The following is a 17,841-nucleotide window of genomic DNA, read 5'->3' on the forward strand; positions in this document are numbered from 1 at the left end:
GTTGTGGGGCGGTGCGATCGAGGAGATTCCACCGTGCAGAGCTGCCGATCGGAACAAGGTGTCCCGTATCCGCAACGGCCGGTACCCGGTCGGCCCGAGCTGCGCCGGCTCGGCGTCGATGTCGACCTCGATGGCGCCGAAGAAGTTCGCGAGGGTCAGGCACCACATTTGTTCGGATGGTCTTCGAGATGCCGGGACCGGATCATGCCTTCATACGCGTAGAGCAGGTCACGCTCGAGCGCGTGTACCGACTCACCCCCTGTTCAGCTGGTGACCGGATGCACCTCCAGGGCGCAGGTGTCGATGGTGGTGTGCACGGTGCGGGTGTCGGTCGAATCGGGCGCTGTCACAGCCAGACTCGTGTATAGCGGGCAGTCCTCGCCGGCCGGGCCCATCGAGGAGCCTTCCACGACCGCGCGGGCGGGGCGACCGGGCAGCACCGTGACGACGGGCGGAGTGTCGTCGTCCCGGGGCAGGCCACCCATATACCCGCGCGGGGTGCGCCGGGCGTGCAGGACCGGGCCGCCCTCGCCGGTGTCGACGCCGGGATAGCCGCCGATCGCGCAGGGCGGGGTGTCGGCGGCGAGGGCGAAGCTCAGTTCGACGGCGCGATGCATCATCCCCGGCGAGAGGGTGTGGGCGGTGATGTCCAGCTGGCGTGGCCGGCACGCCACGACGGCCGGCGCGGTGGTGGCGGCCCCTGGTGTGGGGGTGTGCTGCGCCGAAGGCGACTGCGCGGCAGACGTTTCGGTGGCAGGTCGTGCGGAGGGTGGGTTCCCGGACTCGCGCTGCGCACAACCGGCGAGCGTGGTGGCTGCGGTCGCGCCGAGTAGCACCACCGCAGCCGTCCGATATCCGTATCGGCCGAACCTCACCTCGACTGCTTCCGACCGCACGCGTGCGCGCTCAGTGCACCGCTACCTCCAGCACTACCCCCGCGGCCGCCACGCCCTCCGGATCGGTCCAGCTCACCCGGACCCACCCGGGGGCGAGGACTGCCGCCGGCGAGGGAATCCGGTTGACGCGCACCGCCTTCGACGTTTCCGAATCGGCCACGGACACCTCGACGGTGCGGGCGGGGGTGTCACTGCGGTTCTGGTCCTGGGCCACCGCGCGCCCGGCGAGCAGCGCCGCCATCTGCGCAAGGGCCACCGGGTCGTGCGCGGCGTCGTAGATCCACCGGGTCCCGAGCACACCGTGTTCGGAGGTGCCGATCAATGCCTCCTCCGCGCCGGGCAGCGGGGCGCCGCGATAGGTCATCGGCACGTGGTAGACGGGCCGCCAGGAATCGGCGGTGTCGGCGACGAGCATGTGCTCGATGCCCACCTCTCCGTCGGGGTCGTCGAGCCGGAACCCGCCCGCCTTGTGCAGGTGCGGCGTTGTACCGGTGAACCATTCGCGCGTCGGCACCCACGCGGTAAGCAGTTCGAGTTTGCCGGGCTCGAGGGTGGTGTGGTGAACGACAGCCATATCCCGACCCTAATCCGCGGCCCGGACGGGGGTTTGCGCGCGCGGACCGAGCAGGCCGCGCACCCCCACCTGGTCGCCGCCGCGTTCGGGACGGCGGACGCGGACGGCCATGCGGATCTCCATCACGCCGAGCGGGATCAGGCAGACGCCGACCAGAACAGACAAGGCTGCGACGGTGTCGATCGGCCACACCAGCACGATGAGCCCGGCCAGCAGTGTCGCCACGCCATAGCCCTCGCGCCGGCCCGGCTTCGGCAGATCTTCCGACCAGGCCGCGACGATCGCCTGCACGATGCCGCGGATCATCCATCCCATCCCGACCCACATGGCCAGCAACGCCACCCAGTCACCGCTGCGCATGCACCACAGTGCCAGCAGCACCGACAGGGCCCCGCTCACGAATTCCAGTGCCTTGAGTCCACCGCGGATGCGCGCACGGAAGGCCACCGTGAACTGCCAGGCGGCGGTCAACAGCAGCGTCGTTCCGAGCAATAGTTCCGCTACCTGAACGGACTTATCGGGCCACACGAGCAGAATCACCCCGACGGTGATCGACGCACAGCCGATCGCGCACGCGAGGTGCCAGGCATCACCAGCGAAGACATCCCTGCGTCCGGCCGCTCGGAAGGTGGGCATGGCCCCGATGATATGGCCCCGGACGGTGCACCCTGCGCAATTTCACGCCTTCGGCCCGGCCCGATCCAGCTATCGGACAGCCGTGCACTGCTCGTGGAACGTGTGTGGTCCGGTAACGGCTACCGGGCTACCGTGGGTGCATGTCGGATCTCGCGCCGCTGCGGCCCGTCGGGAGGTAGCCCCATGACCACTGTGTTCCCGCCGGGTCCCCGGCTGCCGCGGGTGGCGCAGACGCTGTTGCACGCGAAATGGCGGGGCTGGTTCGCCGGGGTGGCCTCGCGCCGCTACGGCGACGTCTACACGATGCGCATGATCGCACCGTATGCCGAGAATCTGGTGGTGTTCTCGCGCCCGGAACACATCCGCGAGATCTTCGCCGGCGCCCCGGTGGATTTGCATGCCGGCGAAGGCAATCGGGTGCTGGAGCCGGTGATGGGACAGCATTCGCTGTTGCTCACCGACGAGGACGAGCACGCGCGAGCCCGTCGGCTGCTGATGCCGGCGTTCACCGGCTCGGCGCTGCGCGGTTACCGCGACCTGGTCGAGGCGATCGCCAAACATCACATCGACCAGTGGCAGCCGGATACCACGCTGGTGACGCTGCCACGGATGAACGAACTGACACTCGATGTGATCATGCGGGTGGTGTTCGGTATCAGCGAGCAGCGCGGACGTGCCGAGCTCGCGCCCCGGCTGCGGTACCTGGTCGATGTCGGCCCGCTGATCTTCCTGGGCTGGAAATGGCATCGACTGCAGCGTTTCGGCCCGTGGAAGCGTTTCGCCGACAACAAGAATGCGATCGACGCGCTGCTCTACGAGGAGATCGCGCGCCGGCGCGACGAGCCGGATCCCGGTGAGCGCGCCGACGTGCTGGCCCGGCTGCTCGCGGTGGGCGCGGAGGCCGGCGACGAGCCGCTCTCGGATGCCGAACTCCGCGATCAGTTGGTGACGCTGCTGCTTGCCGGGCACGAAACCACCGCGTCGGCGCTGTCGTGGGCGATGTTCGAATTGGCCGCCCATCCCGAGGTGCAGCAGCGGGCGCGCCGCGCGGCGGCCGAGGGCGACGACAAGTATCTGGAAGCGGTGCTGAAGGAAGCGATGCGCCGCCATCCGGTCATCGGCGGCACACTGCGACGGCTCACGCGTGAGACGACGATCGGCGGGTACACCCTGCCCCGCGGCACCGTCGTGCAGACCTCGATCGTGCTGGCGCATGCGAATCCCGACAATCATCCCGAACCCGAAAGTTTCCGTCCTGAACGCTTTCTCGACGGCAGTGTGGCCGCCAACACCTGGCTGCCGTTCGGTGGCGGTGTGCGTCGCTGTATCGGCGCCGGATTCTCACTCATGGAGGGCACGGCGGTGCTGTCGGACGTCTTGGGCCGTTTCGCCCTGGCGCCGGTGCATACCCACGAACGCGGCCGCATCCGCAACATCACCAATGTGCCCGCCCACGGTGCGCCGGTGCTGCTGCGAGCATATCCGGGTGCGCTCTGATCACACAGCACGCCTCGCCGCCACGCACCCGGACGTGGGGCGTGTCGGCGCGGAGTCCACAATCGGCAGTGGACCGCACTCGCCGACAGAGAGGTGATCGCTCGTGAAGGTATTCCAGATCGGCGCGGCGGGCGGCGTGGGCCGCCGCCTCGCGCAACGGCTCGCCGACCGCGGTGATCAGGTCACCGGTATGCATCGCAATCCCGAACAGGCCGAGACCGTCGGGGCGACCGGGGCGACGCCGGTGGCCGGCGACCTGATCCACGACACGGTGGAGGAATTGGCGGCCAAGATCGCCGGGCACGACGCCGTGATGTTCTCCGCGGGCGCGCACGGCACCGGCCCCGACAAGACCACCGCCATCGACGGCGCCGGACTGGAGAAGGCCGCCGCGGCCGCAGCACGGGCCGGCGTCACGCGCTTCGTGCTGGTGTCGGCATTCCCCGACGCCGGGCGCGACCGCGAAACCTCGGCGGGATTCGAGCACTACATGCGGGTGAAGAAGTCCGCGGACGTCCATCTGACCCACACCGCGCTGGACTGGCTCATCGTGCGCCCGGGAACCCTGCGCGACGATCCGGGCTCCGGCACCGTCACCGCCGGGCCGGCCATCGAATACGGTTCGGTCTCCCGCGACGACGTCGCGGCCTTCATCGACGCGGCCCTGCACGAACCGGCACTCAACCGAGTCATAGTCGAGCTCACCGGCGGCAACACTCCGGTCGCCGACGCGGTGGCCGAGCTGGTGGCCGCGACCACTCCGCGCAAAACCATGTGACAGCCGAGGTCGCCCGGCCTAGCGTACCCGGGCATGTCGAGGATGGCGCCCGAGGTTGCCGCTGGTGGCCGGCTGCGCTCCGGTACGGGCTGCGCGGTGGTGTCGGCGGTGTCGTTCGCACTGTCGGGCCCCCTGGCGCGCGGCCTGATGAACGCCGGCTGGGGCTCCGCGTCGGTGGTGATCGTGCGCGTCCTGGTCGGCGCCGCGGTACTCGCGCCGATCGCGGCCGTCGAACTGTGGAACAACTGGAAGTCGGCGCGCGGCAACGCGGCTCTGATCCTCGGCTACGGGCTGGTGGCGATCGCCGGAGTGCAGCTGGCGTATTTCACCGCCGTATCGCGTCTGGCCGTGGGAATGGCGTTGCTGATCCAGTACACCTCGCCGATCGCGGTGGTCGGCTGGTTGTGGCTGCGTCGCCATCAGCGCCCAGCGGGGCCGACGGTGGCCGGAGCATTCATCGGCCTCACCGGTTTGTTCTTCGTGATCGACCTGCGGCCGGGCGCGGCCACCGACTGGATCGGCATCTGCTGGGCACTGCTGGCCATGGGCTGCGGGGTGGTGTACTTCCTGCTCTCGGCGCACGGCCACGCCACCTTGCCGGGAACCGTCCTGGCCACCGGTGGGCTGCTCGTCGGCGGACTCGGACTGCTCGGCGCCGGCGCGACGGGCGTTCTTGCGCTGCGCGCCACCACGAATCCCGTTGTGTATCAAGGTGTCACGATGCCGTGGTGGCTGCCGATCGCGATTCTCGGCACCGTGACGGCCGCCCTCGCCTACGTCGCCGGCATCGCCGCCACTCGCCTGCTCGGCTCCCGGGCGGCGGCGTTCACGGGTCTGCTCGAAGTGGTGGCGGCCCTGCTCTTCGCGTGGGCACTGCTCGGTGAGGCCCCGCACCCCGTCCAGTTGCTCGGCGGCGTGCTGGTCCTCACCGGCGTGCTCGTCGTGCGCCGCGGCGAGGCGGCCGCTGTCTGCGCCGATCAGTCGGCGAGCCGCTGCTCGGCGTAGACGGCCATGGCGTCGCGCTGGTATTCGGTTCGGGCCAGCGCTGCCGGGCCTCGTCGTCGTACTGCGTGTGGTCGAAGCCCGCGAACAGGTTTTCCGGGCGGTTGATCTGCACTGACATCTCCTTGTTCCCTTCGAGTTCGGCGATGGTGCGCGCCACGGTCTCGGCCATCCGTCCCAGCCGGTCGCGTTCGGCGAGCAGCCGGGCGTACTGGCGTTTGAGAGCGGCCAGCGTGTCCGGTTCGGAGTCGACCGCCTCGGCGATCTCGGCGAGACCGAGCCCCAGCTCGCGCAGCACGAGGATGTGCTGCAGCCGCAACAGACGCTGCTCGTCGTAGTAGCGATAGCCGTTGCTACCCACATGGGCCGGGGTGAGCAAACCGATGTCGTCGTAGTGGCGCAAGGTGCGGGCGGTGATTCCCGACATCTTGGCCACCTGCCCTGAGGCCGGTCGTTCCGGCCTCGTCTTCGACGGTAGAAGTTGCCGTAACGTGAAGGTCAAGCCGAAGATTTCGCGTCCGGGCGCAGCCCGAGCAAGGTTTCGGCGATCTGCCGCATCTCGGCGAGATACCGGGCGCGCTCGGGCGGCGGATCGGCCCGGCGGGCGAGCATGCCGCGGGTGAGCGCGTAGCCGACGGTTTCGGCGACCACGCGAACCGGCGCCGCGGGGGTGACGGTCCCGGCACGGTGTTCCCGGTCCAGGTAGCGAGCGAAGCGGCGGATCGGGCGTTCGGCGATTTCGGAGGCCAGCTCGCCGATCTCGCGGTCCACGGCGCCGCGCTCCTCGATCAACCGCAGCAGCGGGCCGGCGTGCAGCACCGTCTCGGCGAACGAGTCCATGGTGGCGCGCAACATCTCTCGCGGATCGGAGTCGGTCAGCTCGGGTTCCTGGGCGGCGAGGAATTCGTCGCGAACCCGCGTGGCGAGCGCGTGGAAGATCTCGTCCTTCGAAGCGAAGTACACATACAGCGTCGCGCGGGAGACACCGGCCCGGGCGGTGATCGCGGCCACCGTGGTCGCCGCGTAGCCGCGTTCGATGAAAACGTCGGCCGCGGCATCGAGCAAGGCGCGATGCCGATCGGTATCCGAGCGCTCGCGGGCCGCGCGCACACTCCACGCCGACGTCATACCGTCCAGCATATTGACGTTGACGTCAATGTCAATCAGACTGGCGGCATGCAGGTCGTGGTGGCGAACCGGGGTGAAGTGGCGGTCCGTGTGTTGCGTACGGCGCGAGAGCGCGGGTATGGCACGCGGGCGTTGTCGACGGCGGACGAGCCGGACGCGATGCCGGTGCGGCTGGCCGACGAGGCGGTCCGGCTGCCGGGCTCGGGCGCCGCGGCCTACCTCGACATCGACGCCGTCGTCGCGGCCGCCGGCAGTGCGGGGCCTGGCGCGCTGGTACATCCGGGATACGGGTTCCTCAGCGAGAGTGCCGATTTCGCGGCCGCGTGCGCGGCGGCGGGCTTGGTGTTCGTCGGGCCGGCTCCGGAGGTGCTGCGGACTTTCGGTGACAAGGTGGCGGCGCGGCGCGCCGCGGAAAAGGCCGGTGTGGCGGTGCTGCCCGCGACCGGCGGCGGCGCCGGGCCCGAGCAGATCGAGGCTCTGCTCGTCGCTCATCCCGAGGGTGTGATGATCAAGGCGACGGCCGGTGGCGGCGGACGCGGGATGCGAGTGGTGCGCCGTCACGCGGAACTCGCGCAGGCCTATGCCCACTGCCGCGCCGAGGCCCGCGCGGGTTTCGGTGACGACACCGTCTACGCCGAGGCGTTGGTCGAACACGCCCGCCACATCGAGGTGCAGATCGTCGCCGACGGTTCGCGCGCGGTCGCGGTCGGCGATCGCGATTGCAGTGTGCAGCGGCGCCGCCAGAAACTGATCGAGATCGCGCCCGCGCCCTCGCTCGCGCCGGATATGCGCGAGCGCCTGCGTGCCGAGGCGGTACGACTGGCCGAAACGGTCGGTTGTCGTGGCGTGATCACGGTCGAATTCCTGGTGCGCGAGGACACCGCGTGGTTCCTCGAGGTCAATCCGCGGTTGCAGGTCGAGCACACCGTCACCGAGGAGGTGACGGGCCTGGATCTGGTGGCCGTGCAGTTCGACCTCGCGCAGGGTCACACACTGGACGCTCTCGAGTTGCCACACACCGCCCGCGGATATGCGGTGCAGGTGCGTGTCAATGCCGAAATCCTCAGCGCGACAGGCGATGTGCTGCCCAGTACAGGCGTGCTCACGCGGTTCACCCCGCCGACTGGATCCGGTGTGCGCGTCGACACCGCCGCCTACAGCGGGATGCGTCAAGGCGCCGGCTTCGATTCACTGCTGGCCAAGATCATCGCGCGCGGACCGACGTGTCCGGCGGCGCTGCGGCGGGCGGCCGACGCGCTGGCCGAAACCACGATCGACGGCGTCGACACCACGGTCGCCCTGCAACGCGCCGTCCTCGACGCCTTGCCCGTCGACACCACGGCCGACACGCTGTGGTTCGAACGCCACAGCGCCGAATTGGCGCGCCAGGCCGAGGAATCGGCTCCCCCGCCGGCGCCGCCCGTGGCCGCTGCCCCGGCGCAGGCCGAGCAGTTCGACGCTGACGAGCAGGTGTTGCGCTCACCTCTGGGTGGCACGGTGATCAGCGTGGTCGAACCGGGCACGGTGGTGGCCGCGGGTGCCGAGGTCGCCGTCGTGGAGGCGATGAAGATGCATCACGTGGTCCGCGCCGGACAGTCGTTGCGGGTCGTTCGGGTGCTGGCCGAACCCGCGACGGTGGTGGATCCGCATGCGGCACTGCTGGTGTGGGACGACGCGGACCACGACGGCGAGCACACCGACCTCAGCGCGGTGGACCTCGACGCCGAGCGCGAGGATCTCGCGCAGGTGCGGGCCCGCCATCGTGCCGGACTCGACGACGCGCGCCCGGAGGCGGTGTCCAAGCGGCACCGGCTGGGGCGTCGCACCGCCCGCGAGAACATCGCCGACCTCGTCGACGACGACAGTTTCGTCGAGTACGGGGCGTTGGCGGTGGCGGCGCAGCGCTCCCGGCGCAGTATCGAGGACCTCATCGCGAATACGCCGGCCGACGGGCTCGTCGCGGGTGTGGCGACCATCAACGCCGGACGATTCGGTCACGACCGCGCCCGGGCGGTGGTGATGTCCTACGACTATACGGTGCTGGCCGGTACCCAAGGCACGCGCAGTCACACCAAGACCGACCGCATGCTGGAACTGGCACGCGAACAACGACTTCCGGTGGTGTTCTTCACCGAGGGTGGCGGCGGACGGCCCGGCGACACCGATCACTCGGGTATCTCGAGCCTGGACGTGACGACTTTTCGTGCGATGGCCGCCCTCTCGGGCGCGGTCCCGCTGATCGGCATCGTATCCGGGCGCTGCTTCGCCGGAAACGCGGCGCTGCTCGGCATGTGCGATGTCGTCATCGCCACACCCGACGCCAACATCGGCATGGGCGGGCCCGCGATGATCGAGGGCGGTGGACTCGGTGTCTACGCACCGGAAGAGATCGGCCCCGTGCGGGTACAGCGCCGCAACGGTGTGGTGCACATCGTCGCGCGCGACGAGGCCGAAGCGGTGGCGATCGCGCGTGACTATCTCGGATACTTTCAAGGGGCCCTCGACACGTGGGAGGAGCCGGACCCGCGACTGGCCCGCCATGTGGTGCCCGAGGACCGGCTGCGGGCCTACGACATCCGCGCGGCCGTCGCCGCGGTCGCCGACACCGGTTCGGTCTTGGAATTGCGCCGCGACTGGGGCGTGGGCGTGGTCACCGCGCTGATCCGCGTGCAGGGCAGGCCCTTCGGGCTCATCGCCAACGACTGCCATCACCTCGGCGGCGCCATCGACGCCCCCGCGGCCGACAAGCTCAGCGCCTTCCTGCGACTGTGCGACGCACACGGACTGCCTATCGTATCGCTGTGTGACACACCGGGTTTCATGGTCGGGCCGGAGGCCGAAACCCATGCCACCGTCACGAAGTTCAGCCGCCTGTTCATCGACGCGGCCGCCATGTCGGTGCCGTGGGGCACCGTCATTCTGCGCAAGGGCTACGGATTGGGTGCGCAGGCGATGGCGGCAGGCTCGTTTCGCGCCCCACGGTTCGTCATCGCCTGGCCCACCGGGGAAATCGGCGGAATGGGACTGGAGGGAGCCGTACGGCTGGGTTTCGCGAAGGAACTCGCGGCGATCGAGGATCCGATGCAGCGGGCTACCGCATTCGACAATCTGGTCAACGCTGCCTACGAGAGCGGAAAAGCGCTCAGCGCCGCGACGGTGCTCGAACTCGACGACGTCATCGATCCGGCGCAGACGCGCCGCTGGATCGGCACCCTGCGCTGAGCGCGGGCGCCGACCCCCGTGCGGCTCAGGCGGATTTGCGGGCCAGCCCGGCGACGATCAGTTGCTCCCACACGCTGAGTTCGCGGCCACCGCCGGAATCCTCGGCGGCCGAGTGCGGCCACCAGCGTGCGCACGGCTGCAGGCCCGGATCGATCAGTTCCAGGTCGCCGAACAGCGCCTCGATTTCGTCGTCGTTGCGCCAGCGACCGCGCCCGAAGGCGTCGAGCACCTTCCGCTCGGTGGTGTTGGTCTCGCGGTTGTGCCCGGAGCGGAAGTGGGAGATGTACACCTGGCTGCCGACCGGAACACGGGCGGCCCAGTCAGCGACCACACCGGCCGGATTCTCGTTGTCCTCCACGAAGGCCAGTACGACGCCGAACAGCAGGCCCACCGGTTCGTCGAAGTTGATCAGCCGCTCGACATCCGCATTGCCGACGATGTCGGAGACCTGGCACAAGTCGCGACCCAGCACCGCGATCCGATCGTCGATCGACAGCAGCGCGCGGCCGTGGGCTACGACGAACGGATCGTTGTCGACGTAGACGATCGGTGCGTCGGGATGTTGCCGGCGCACCACGTCGTGCACGTTCTCGGTGGTGGGCAGTCCGCATCCCAGATCGATATATTGGCGAATCCCGTTGGCGCACATGTTGCGTACGGCGCGTAGCGTGGCCGCGCGAGCGGTGATCGCGACCTGTTCGGAACCGGGCAGGAAGTCGATGAAGTAGTCGGCGAGGTTTTGGTCGACTCCGTAGTTGTCCCGTCCGCCGAGGATGTAGTCGTATACCCGTGCCACGCTCGGCCTTGCTTGCCGCGCTCGCATGGCGTCGTCGTTCACTTGTCACCTCTCGATTCCCACGACGCCCGTCGCAGCCGTGGCTGATTAGTTGTCGAGCATAACGGTCGGCTCCGGCAGAAGCCGACGATCGACTCGGTCTCGGCGTGGTTTTCGAGACCTGTAGCCCGTTGATAGCGTGAATGATCACCACGTCAGCGGGGATCGGCCATTTCTGGTGCGCCGGTGCCTGATTCGCTTGCCTCGACGGCGCGCGTGCCCGTCCGACGTGACAGTTCGGCGTCGAGTTGCGCCTCGGCCCGTTCGGCCCGGGCAAGGGTCTGGCGGCGCGCGTCCTCGACCGCCGCGAGCCGGGCCGCGGTCTGCTGCGCGACGTGTTCTGCGGCCGCGGCGGCTTCGGCGCGCACGGCGGCGATATCGTCGGCGGCGCGCTGTTGTGCCGCGTTCGCCTCGGCACGCATCCGGTCGATCTCGCCGCGGGCACGGGCCAGTTCCGCCTTGGTCTCCTCCAGACTCCGGTTCCGCTCGGCGACGGCCGATTCGGCGCGTTCGATGGCGCGTTCGGCGTCGGCGGCGCGCTGGACAGCCAGGTCGCGTTCGGCGCCGGCGGCGGTGATGCGCTGGGCACTGTCGCGGCGCACCTGTTCGAGCTCCGCGGTGAACGTGGTGCGCGCCACATCGATCTGTTCGGTGGCCTGCCGCCGCGCCTCGTCGACGTCGTGCGCACACTGCGCGCGAACCGCGCGGATCTCGGCGTCGGCCTCGGTGCGTGCGGCGAACACGTCGTCGGCCGCCTGTTTGCTGATGCGCTGCACTTCGCGCAGTGCGTCGTCGCGCGCGGTGAGCGCCTCCGCGATGCGCGCTTCGGCCGTCTCGGCGGCAGCGGCGGCGTCTTCAGCCGCCGATTCGGCTGCGGCGCGGGCTTCTTCGGCCTCGCGCCGGGCCTTCTCCGCCGCGACCGTCGCGATCTCGGCCTCCGCGATGCGCCGCGCGGCATCGGCCTGCACGGCCTGGACCTGCGCCTCGGCCACCGAGGGGTCGGCCAGGGTCGACAATTCGGCCACGGCGACCGACAGCGTATTGCTCAGTTGGTCGGCCAGAGTCCGGAACTGAGTGAGCATCTCGTCGGCCCGCAACCGGGCGGCGGTCACCGGACCTGGTTGCGTCACAGTGACGTTCGTCTCCGTCGCCTCACCCTCCTGTTGACGACGCTGCCGCTCCCGCCACGCCCGCCATCGCGTGTGGTCGGGATGGTCGCAGTATTCCGACGGCCGTCCGGGAGTCCCGCCGCGAGTGATGGTGCGCGTACAGCCCGGGTAGTTACAGATGCTCGACACCAGGGAATCGTAGCGTTTGTTTCGTCATTTACCACGTAACAAAACGAAACGAAAGCGATAGGGCGTCAGCAGATTCCGTTCGGCGCTGACCTCCGATAAGTGAACCTTATCGGAGGTCAGCCGTGCGCTTCCCGCCGAAATCCCCTCCGGCTATTACGTTTACGTTTGGTCACATCCAACTAAACGTAACTACAACGCAACTCTCCAAAAACTGTGCTCGATGGTACGACCGTCCCAATCGATCCGGAGGGCGCACTCGACGCCTGAAATACGCGGGCCAGCCACTCGAACTCCTCGCCGACTGGGGCAGCTACGCCTGCGTGGAGGTCGGCGGCGGCGGGATGTCCCTCGCCGCCCCCGCCGACGATCCGCATAGGCAGCCAGGTACCGAGGCCGCGGCAGGTGACGGTGTCGAGCACCGTGAACCCGCGCTGGGCGAGAAGTGTTGTGAGAGAATGGGTATAACGGCGCAGGGGCGTTTCCGGCTTACCGCCGGTGGCGTAGACGAACGCCTTGGTGCCGGACTGCGCCGGCAACCCCTGGATCAGCTCGCGCAAGCGGGGATGGACGTTCATGGTGAAGATGCCGGACCCGAATCCCACGAGGTCGCAGGGAGGCGAGTTCGGCGGTATCGAGTTCCTCGGGCCCGACGACCCGGGCGCCGGGCACCTCCCCCATGGCGTCGGCGATCCGCCGGGTATTGCCGTGCGATACCGACACACATACGATGACGACCCTCGTGCGGGCTCCCTTGCTCGTCCGGTTCGACTCGGATTCCCGGATCGTATCGACCGCGCCCTCCCTTACTATGACGCCATGGCGGAGATCACGGTGGAGCGGCGCGATGCGGTCGCGGTGGTGACGGTATCGGACCCGCAGCGCCGAAATGCGTTGACATTCGGGCTGTCCGAGCAGCTGGCGGCGGCGATCGCGCAGGCGGAGGCCGATACCGGGGTGCACGCGGTGGTGATCACCGGGGCTCCGCCGGCATTCTGCGCGGGCGCCGATCTCAGCGCACTCGGCGAGGCGGCGGAGGACGGCTTGCGGGCCATCTACGCCGGATTCCTTGCCGTGGCCGAATGTTCGCTGCCCACGGTGGCGGCGGTCGGCGGGGCCGCGGTCGGCGCGGGGCTGAATCTGGCGCTCGCCGCCGATGTGCGCCTGGCCGGACCACGCGCTCGTTTCGACGCGCGATTCCTGCAGTTGGGTATCCATCCGGGCGGCGGCATGACCTGGATGTTGCAGCGCGCCGTCGGGTCGCAGCAGGCCGCGGCGATGACGCTGCTGGGCGAGATCCTCGATGCCGACGCGGCGCACAGTGCGGGCCTGGTGCATCGGGTCGTGCTCGGCGACCACGACGACTTGCTCTCCGCCGCGGTCGAATTGGCGGCCGGTGCGGCCGAGGCGCCGCGCGATCTGCTGATCACCACCAAACGCACCATGCGCCACACGCGCACCCTGGACTCGCATGCGGAAGCCATCGACGCGGAGATCGCGCCCCAGGTGGCATCGCTGGATTCCGAGGAATTCGCGGCGCGGCTCGCAGCGATGAAGGCGCGCATCAGTGCCCAGGTCAGCGGACAATAATCTGATTCTTCTCGAAGTAGAATCAAACGCTTATGTGTGGCCCGGCCGGGGCGCACCGGACCGGAGGAGATGCCGTGAGTGTCGAAAGCAGACTGTCGCTACGCAGCCACGTGCTGCTCGAACTCGGCTTCGCCACCCGGCGCGCCGGTGACGAGGTGCACGGTTCCGCGACCATCGTGCCGGAACTGCACGCGCCGGGAACCGCGCATCTGCGCACATCCATTCTCGCCACGTGGGCCGATACCGTCGCCGGGCTGCTGGCGTCGCTGGTGATGCATCCGCGGGTTCCGGTGACCCTGGAACTCGATGTCAACCTCTACCGGCCCGCGCCCGCGGCCGGGCGGCTCGAGGCGGTCGGCCGCACCGTGAAGGTGGGCCGGTCGGTCTTCGTGGCTGAGGTCGATTTCGCCGTCGATGGCGAACCGCTGGCCTTGGCCGGCGCCTCCTTCATGGTCGCTCCCGATCCGGACCTGCAGTTTCCCCACGCGCTCAGCATCGACATGCCGGCCGGCCGCGACCGGCTCACCGCTCCTCTGGCCGAACGCCTGCGCTGCGAAATCGTGCGCCCCGGCGTGGCCGTTCTCCCACGCACCGAGGAGGTGCTCAACGTCGCCGGCAGCGTCAACGGCGGCCTCCTCGCCGTCGCGGCCGAGGAAGCCGTGCTGTCCCTGGCTCCTGGTGACAGCCTCAGCTTCCTCGGCCTGCGTTATCTGCAACTGGCCAAAGCGGGCCCGGTGACGGCCACCGCGACGGTGCGGGGCGGCGTCGGACGGGTCGATCTGCGCGACACCGGCGCCGACGACCGCCTCGCCACCATCGCCACCGCCCGCACCTTCGGTGTCGCGGCGCGACCGTAGATCGGGCGGCTGATCAGGCCGCGCCGAACCATGTCGGGAGATGGGCGAGCAGATCGTCCCGGTCGTCGCCGACCCACGCCACATGCCCGTCCGGCCGCAAAAGCACTGCGGGAACATCCAATTCGTCGCTGACATCGACGACGTGATCCACACGATCGGCCCATCCCGCCACCGACAGCCGGCCGGTCTGATCCAGCAGCAGTCCGCGGCCCGCGTGCATCAACTCGTAGAGGCGCCCGTCTTTCAACCGCACGTCCCGCAGGCGCCGGCCGAGCAGTTCGTGCCCGTCACCGAAGTCGTAGCGGATCGCGGTGGCGGTGATCTTCTCGGTCAGCCGCCGGTTGACCTCCTCGATATCGATGAGCTCGGTGAGCAGCCGCCGCACCGCCCGGGGACCCGGCTCGAGCGATAACAGCTCCATCTGCGCGCGCGTGTTGTCCAGCACGTCGGCGGCGACCGGGTGCCGCTCGGACTCGTAGCTGTCCAGCAGACCGGCGGGCGCCCAGCCGGCGAGCTCGGCGGCCAGCTTCCACCCCAGATTGAACGCGTCCTGGATGCCGAGGTTGAGGCCCTGACCGCCGACCGGCGGATGGATGTGCGCGGCATCCCCGGCCAGCAGCACCCGCCCGGACCGATACCGCTCGGCCAGCCGGGTCGCGTCGCCGAAACGCGACAGCCAGCGTGGTGAATGCACGCCGAAGTCGGTGCCGGCGGTGGCCACCAGCTGCCGCTTCACCTCCTCCATCGTCGGTGGCACCGTACGGTCCTCCGACAATCCCTCGGCCGGCACCACGAAGCGGAACGTTCCGTTGCCCGACGGCCCGACCCCGAAGCGCCGCTGCGTTTTGCGGACCTCGGTCACCACCGCGGTCACGGTCTCCAGCGGCGCGTCCAGCTCGACCTCTCCGAGCAGCGTCTCCACCCGCGTCGGTTCACCGGGGAATTCGATCCCCGCGAGTTTGCGCACGGTGCTGCGCCCGCCGTCGCAGCCCACGAGATACCGCGCGCGCAGCCGGCTGCCGTCGGCCAGGTCGACGGTCACGCCCTCCGCGTCCTGGGTGGCGCCGACCACTTCGCAGCCACGCCGGATGTCGACACCGACCTCGGCCGCATGTTCGGCGAGCAGCCGATCGGTGACGGTCTGCGGAATGCCGAGCACATAGGCGTGCGCCGAGTCCAGCTCAGGCTGCGGTGCCGTGATACCGGCGAAGAACCCGCCGACCGGATACTTCGTGCCCAGTTCGAGAAAACGCTCCAGCAGCCCGCGCTGATCCATCACCTCGATACTGCGCGCGTGCAGGCCCAGCGCGCGGACAACCTTCGTCGGCTCGGTCTCCTTCTCCAGCACGACCGGGTTCAGGCCGTGCAACCGCAACTCGCACGCCAGCATCAGACCGGTAGGTCCGGCGCCCGCAACGATCACGTCAATCATGAAACCCCATTCGACACGGTGGTGGCCGAGCCCGCGGAACATCCGATTTCCGCAGGTCGTGGCGTTGGCTCGACGATTGTGCAGCACACCCCCGGCCTTGCCGCAAGACCCCCGGTGCGATATATATTGATAGTGGAAGGGAGTTCGGAGAACTCCGCGCAATGGAACTCCGCGCGATTCGCGCACTCCGATTGTGGGCTATTTCTGGTCGCGCGCTTCCGCTTCGTCCGCGCTCACACCGCGTGGGTCATGAAGACACTCGTCCCGTTGTCGAGGTAGTCGCCGAACGCCCCGCACCGCACGAACCCGCACCGTTCGTACAGCGTGCGCGCAGGCCGAAACGCCTCGCCCACACCGGTTTCCAGACTCACGCGCACCCAGCCGCGGGCGCGTGCCAGCTCGAGTAGATGCGCGACGATCGCGGTGCCGACGCCGTGTCCGCGCCCCGCGTCGACGATGTGCATGGATTTCAGTTCCCCGTGCCCGGCACCGAGATCACGCACCGCGCCCATACCCAGCAGCAGACCGTCGCGCCGAGCGGTGACCAGCGTGAGCGATGGATCGGCCCACCCGTCCCGGTCGAGCGCGAAGACGGCCTCGGCGGGGGTAGGGGCCCGCGCGAAGGCGAGATGGCGGGCGGCCAGGGCCCGCACGTCGGCTCGGGCGGGATCGTCGGCGGCGACTGTCACGGACGGCACGGTCGATATTCTTCCCGGCGCGGGCGGGCGCGGCGAACGTCGTTGCCCGGTAGCCTGTCTCGCGATGAGCGTCTCACCGGATCCTGTGGTCGTCGATATCGCCGTGCCGGAGGCGGTTCGCACCGAATTGCGGCGGGGTGTGCGTAGTGTGCTCGTCGACACGGTCGCCCTGCGGATGGTGCGGGAGCGCTTCGACACCGAGCAAGCCGGAGCGCTGGGCCGCTATCTGGAAGCTTCACAGTCGCCGAACACGGTGCGCGCCTACCGATCCGACTGGATCGGGTGGTCGGCGTGGTGTGCGGCCGAGGCGCGGTGCGCACTTCCCGCGGACGCCCTGGATGTCGCGGTATATCTGGCCGCGGCCGCCGATGCGCGAAAACCGTCCGGCGAGTGGGCATTCGGGCCGGCCACCCTGGAACGCAAGAGCGCCGCCATCGCCGCGGTTCATGCCGCCAACGGGCTGCCCTCCCCGACCCGATCGGATGTGGTGCGGCTGACGCTGCGTGGTATTCGCCGCACCCGTCGCAGCGTGCCCAACCGTAAGCGTCCCGTGCTGCTGCACACGCTGGGACAGCTGCTGGACGGACTACCGGCCCCGGGCTGGCCCACCGAGCCGGCTCGCCGCCGAGACCGGCTGATGCTGCTCGTCGGCTTCGCCGGGGCACTGCGCCGTAGTGAACTCGCCGGGCTGCGCGTCGGCGATGTGGCGGTCACCCTCGATCACCGCACCGGCGAGCCCGTGCTGCTGGTGCGGCTGCCGGCGACCAAAACCGATCCGACCGGCGCCGGCGCCCAGTCGGTGGCGCTGCCGCGTGGGGCGCGGCCCTCGACGTGTCCGGTGTGCGCCTTCGCGGAGTGGATCGACCTGCGCGACATCCACTCCCAGGGCGGCGCCGGCGATCTGCGGTCCTGGACCGAGCGCACCGCCGCCGCCACCGACATCCACCGCTGCCACGGCTTCACCGGCGCCACCCGGGTCGATCCGCTGGCCCCGCTGTTCCCGCCGGTCTCGCGGCACGGCGGCATCGGCGCGCAGCCGATCTCGGGGCGGGCGGTGGCGGAACTGGTGAAACGCTATGCCGCGCGGGCGGGACTCGATCCGGCCCTGTTCTCCGGCCATTCGCTGCGCGCCGGCTTCGCCACCCAGGCCGCGCTCGGCGGCGCGAGCGACCGCGAAATCATGCGACAAGGCCGCTGGTCCAACCCGCGCACGGTGCATGGATATATCCGCACCGCAAATCCTTTGGAGGACAACGCGGTAACCAAACTCGGGCTGTGAGGCGCCGAAGCGCGACCGAGGACGCGGGCGCGGCGGCCGAGGCGCGCATCGGGAACCGAGAGGATGACCGGGATGGAATTCCCGAGTGAGCGCTCACCACTGATGGCTCCGGTGCCACATTC

At 69.5% G+C, this 17,841-nt stretch carries 17 protein-coding genes and 1 pseudogene; 7 read left to right on the top strand and 11 right to left on the bottom strand.

Translation table 11 applies throughout. The annotated features are described in order from the left end of the window. Window positions 1–51: 51 nt before the first annotated feature. The 4 genes and pseudogenes from C5E41_RS35920 to C5E41_RS08210 form a co-directional block, all read right to left on the bottom strand. Window positions 52–257 (bottom strand): annotated as a pseudogene (locus C5E41_RS35920) (hypothetical protein); the annotation flags it as partial. A gap of 6 nt (window positions 258–263) precedes the next feature. Next, window positions 264–875 carry a DUF4232 domain-containing protein gene (locus C5E41_RS34885; RefSeq protein ID WP_258080829.1) on the bottom strand — a complete coding sequence of 204 codons (612 nt, stop codon included), beginning with the start codon at window positions 873–875 and terminating at the stop codon, window positions 264–266. A 31-nt stretch (window positions 876–906) separates the two neighbouring features. Beyond that, window positions 907–1,470 carry a maltokinase N-terminal cap-like domain-containing protein gene (locus C5E41_RS08205; RefSeq protein ID WP_104375236.1) on the bottom strand — a complete coding sequence of 188 codons (564 nt, stop codon included), beginning with the start codon at window positions 1,468–1,470 and terminating at the stop codon, window positions 907–909. Window positions 1,471–1,479: 9 nt separating this feature from the next. Next, window positions 1,480–2,106 carry an HdeD family acid-resistance protein gene (locus tag C5E41_RS08210; protein WP_104375237.1) on the bottom strand — a complete coding sequence of 209 codons (627 nt, stop codon included), beginning with the start codon at window positions 2,104–2,106 and terminating at the stop codon, window positions 1,480–1,482. 183 nt (window positions 2,107–2,289) lie between these two features. Here C5E41_RS08210 and C5E41_RS08215 point away from each other — a divergent pair, with 183 nt between their 5' ends. The 3 genes from C5E41_RS08215 (at window position 2,290) to C5E41_RS08225 (ending at window position 5,386) form a co-directional block, all read left to right on the top strand. Continuing rightward, entirely contained in the window at window positions 2,290–3,603 is a 1,314-nt protein-coding gene (locus C5E41_RS08215) for a cytochrome P450 (protein WP_104375238.1), read from the top strand. Window positions 3,604–3,706: 103 nt separating this feature from the next. Continuing rightward, complete coding sequence (locus C5E41_RS08220; protein WP_104375239.1) at window positions 3,707–4,381, top strand: NAD(P)H-binding protein; 675 nt, start codon at window positions 3,707–3,709, stop codon at window positions 4,379–4,381. A gap of 33 nt (window positions 4,382–4,414) precedes the next feature. Continuing rightward, window positions 4,415–5,386, top strand: a complete 972-nt coding sequence (locus tag C5E41_RS08225; RefSeq protein WP_104375240.1) for an EamA family transporter — start codon at window positions 4,415–4,417, stop codon at window positions 5,384–5,386. On the opposite strand, the gene C5E41_RS08230 is transcribed toward C5E41_RS08225, so the two are convergent. Both C5E41_RS08230 and C5E41_RS08235 read right to left on the bottom strand, forming a co-directional pair. After that, complete coding sequence (locus tag C5E41_RS08230; protein WP_258080830.1) at window positions 5,307–5,819, bottom strand: MerR family transcriptional regulator; 513 nt, start codon at window positions 5,817–5,819, stop codon at window positions 5,307–5,309. The genes C5E41_RS08225 and C5E41_RS08230 overlap by 80 nt on opposite strands. A 62-nt stretch (window positions 5,820–5,881) precedes the next feature. Further along, window positions 5,882–6,511, bottom strand: a complete 630-nt coding sequence (locus C5E41_RS08235) for a TetR/AcrR family transcriptional regulator (RefSeq protein WP_181063157.1) — start codon at window positions 6,509–6,511, stop codon at window positions 5,882–5,884. Between the two features lie 48 nt (window positions 6,512–6,559). Between C5E41_RS08235 and C5E41_RS08240 the strand changes: the two genes are divergently transcribed. Beyond that, window positions 6,560–9,733: a carboxyl transferase domain-containing protein gene (locus C5E41_RS08240; RefSeq protein WP_104375242.1), complete on the top strand. Its 3,174-nt coding sequence runs from the start codon at window positions 6,560–6,562 to the stop codon at window positions 9,731–9,733. A 25-nt stretch (window positions 9,734–9,758) separates the two neighbouring features. Here C5E41_RS08240 and C5E41_RS08245 read toward each other — a convergent pair whose 3' ends face one another. The 3 genes from C5E41_RS08245 to C5E41_RS08255 all read right to left on the bottom strand — a co-directional run bounded on the left by C5E41_RS08245 (window position 9,759) and on the right by C5E41_RS08255 (window position 12,468). Then, window positions 9,759–10,571, bottom strand: a complete 813-nt coding sequence (locus tag C5E41_RS08245; protein WP_219823114.1) for an SAM-dependent methyltransferase — start codon at window positions 10,569–10,571, stop codon at window positions 9,759–9,761. 152 nt (window positions 10,572–10,723) lie between these two features. After that, window positions 10,724–11,698, bottom strand: a complete 975-nt coding sequence (locus C5E41_RS08250) for a hypothetical protein (RefSeq protein ID WP_258080831.1) — start codon at window positions 11,696–11,698, stop codon at window positions 10,724–10,726. A 347-nt stretch (window positions 11,699–12,045) separates the two neighbouring features. After that, window positions 12,046–12,468 carry a hypothetical protein gene (locus C5E41_RS08255; RefSeq protein WP_219823115.1) on the bottom strand — a complete coding sequence of 141 codons (423 nt, stop codon included), beginning with the start codon at window positions 12,466–12,468 and terminating at the stop codon, window positions 12,046–12,048. A 214-nt stretch (window positions 12,469–12,682) separates the two neighbouring features. Between C5E41_RS08255 and C5E41_RS08260 the strand changes: the two genes are divergently transcribed. Beyond that, window positions 12,683–13,453: an enoyl-CoA hydratase gene (locus tag C5E41_RS08260; protein WP_104375244.1), complete on the top strand. Its 771-nt coding sequence runs from the start codon at window positions 12,683–12,685 to the stop codon at window positions 13,451–13,453. A 74-nt stretch (window positions 13,454–13,527) separates the two neighbouring features. Further along, on the top strand, window positions 13,528–14,310 hold the full coding sequence (locus tag C5E41_RS08265; RefSeq protein ID WP_104375245.1) for a PaaI family thioesterase: 783 nt from the start codon (window positions 13,528–13,530) through the stop codon (window positions 14,308–14,310). 13 nt (window positions 14,311–14,323) lie between these two features. Here the strand turns inward: C5E41_RS08265 and rox are convergent, their stop codons facing one another. Together rox and C5E41_RS08275 are read right to left on the bottom strand one after the other, a co-directional pair. After that, window positions 14,324–15,742, bottom strand: a complete 1,419-nt coding sequence (gene rox, locus C5E41_RS08270; RefSeq protein ID WP_104375397.1) for a rifampin monooxygenase — start codon at window positions 15,740–15,742, stop codon at window positions 14,324–14,326. A 233-nt stretch (window positions 15,743–15,975) separates the two neighbouring features. Next, a complete protein-coding gene (locus tag C5E41_RS08275) occupies window positions 15,976–16,431 on the bottom strand; it encodes a GNAT family N-acetyltransferase (RefSeq protein ID WP_104375246.1) in 456 nt (151 codons plus the stop codon). 73 nt (window positions 16,432–16,504) lie between these two features. On the opposite strand from C5E41_RS08275, the gene C5E41_RS08280 reads away from it, so the two are divergent. Continuing rightward, the gene (locus C5E41_RS08280; protein ID WP_104375247.1) at window positions 16,505–17,719 is read left to right on the top strand and encodes a site-specific integrase; all 1,215 of its coding nucleotides are present in this window, start codon (window positions 16,505–16,507) and stop codon (window positions 17,717–17,719) included. Window positions 17,720–17,841 lie beyond the last annotated feature (122 nt).

Source organism: Nocardia nova (assembly GCF_002933465.1).
Classification (GTDB): Bacteria; Actinomycetota; Actinomycetes; order Mycobacteriales; family Mycobacteriaceae; genus Nocardia; species Nocardia nova_B.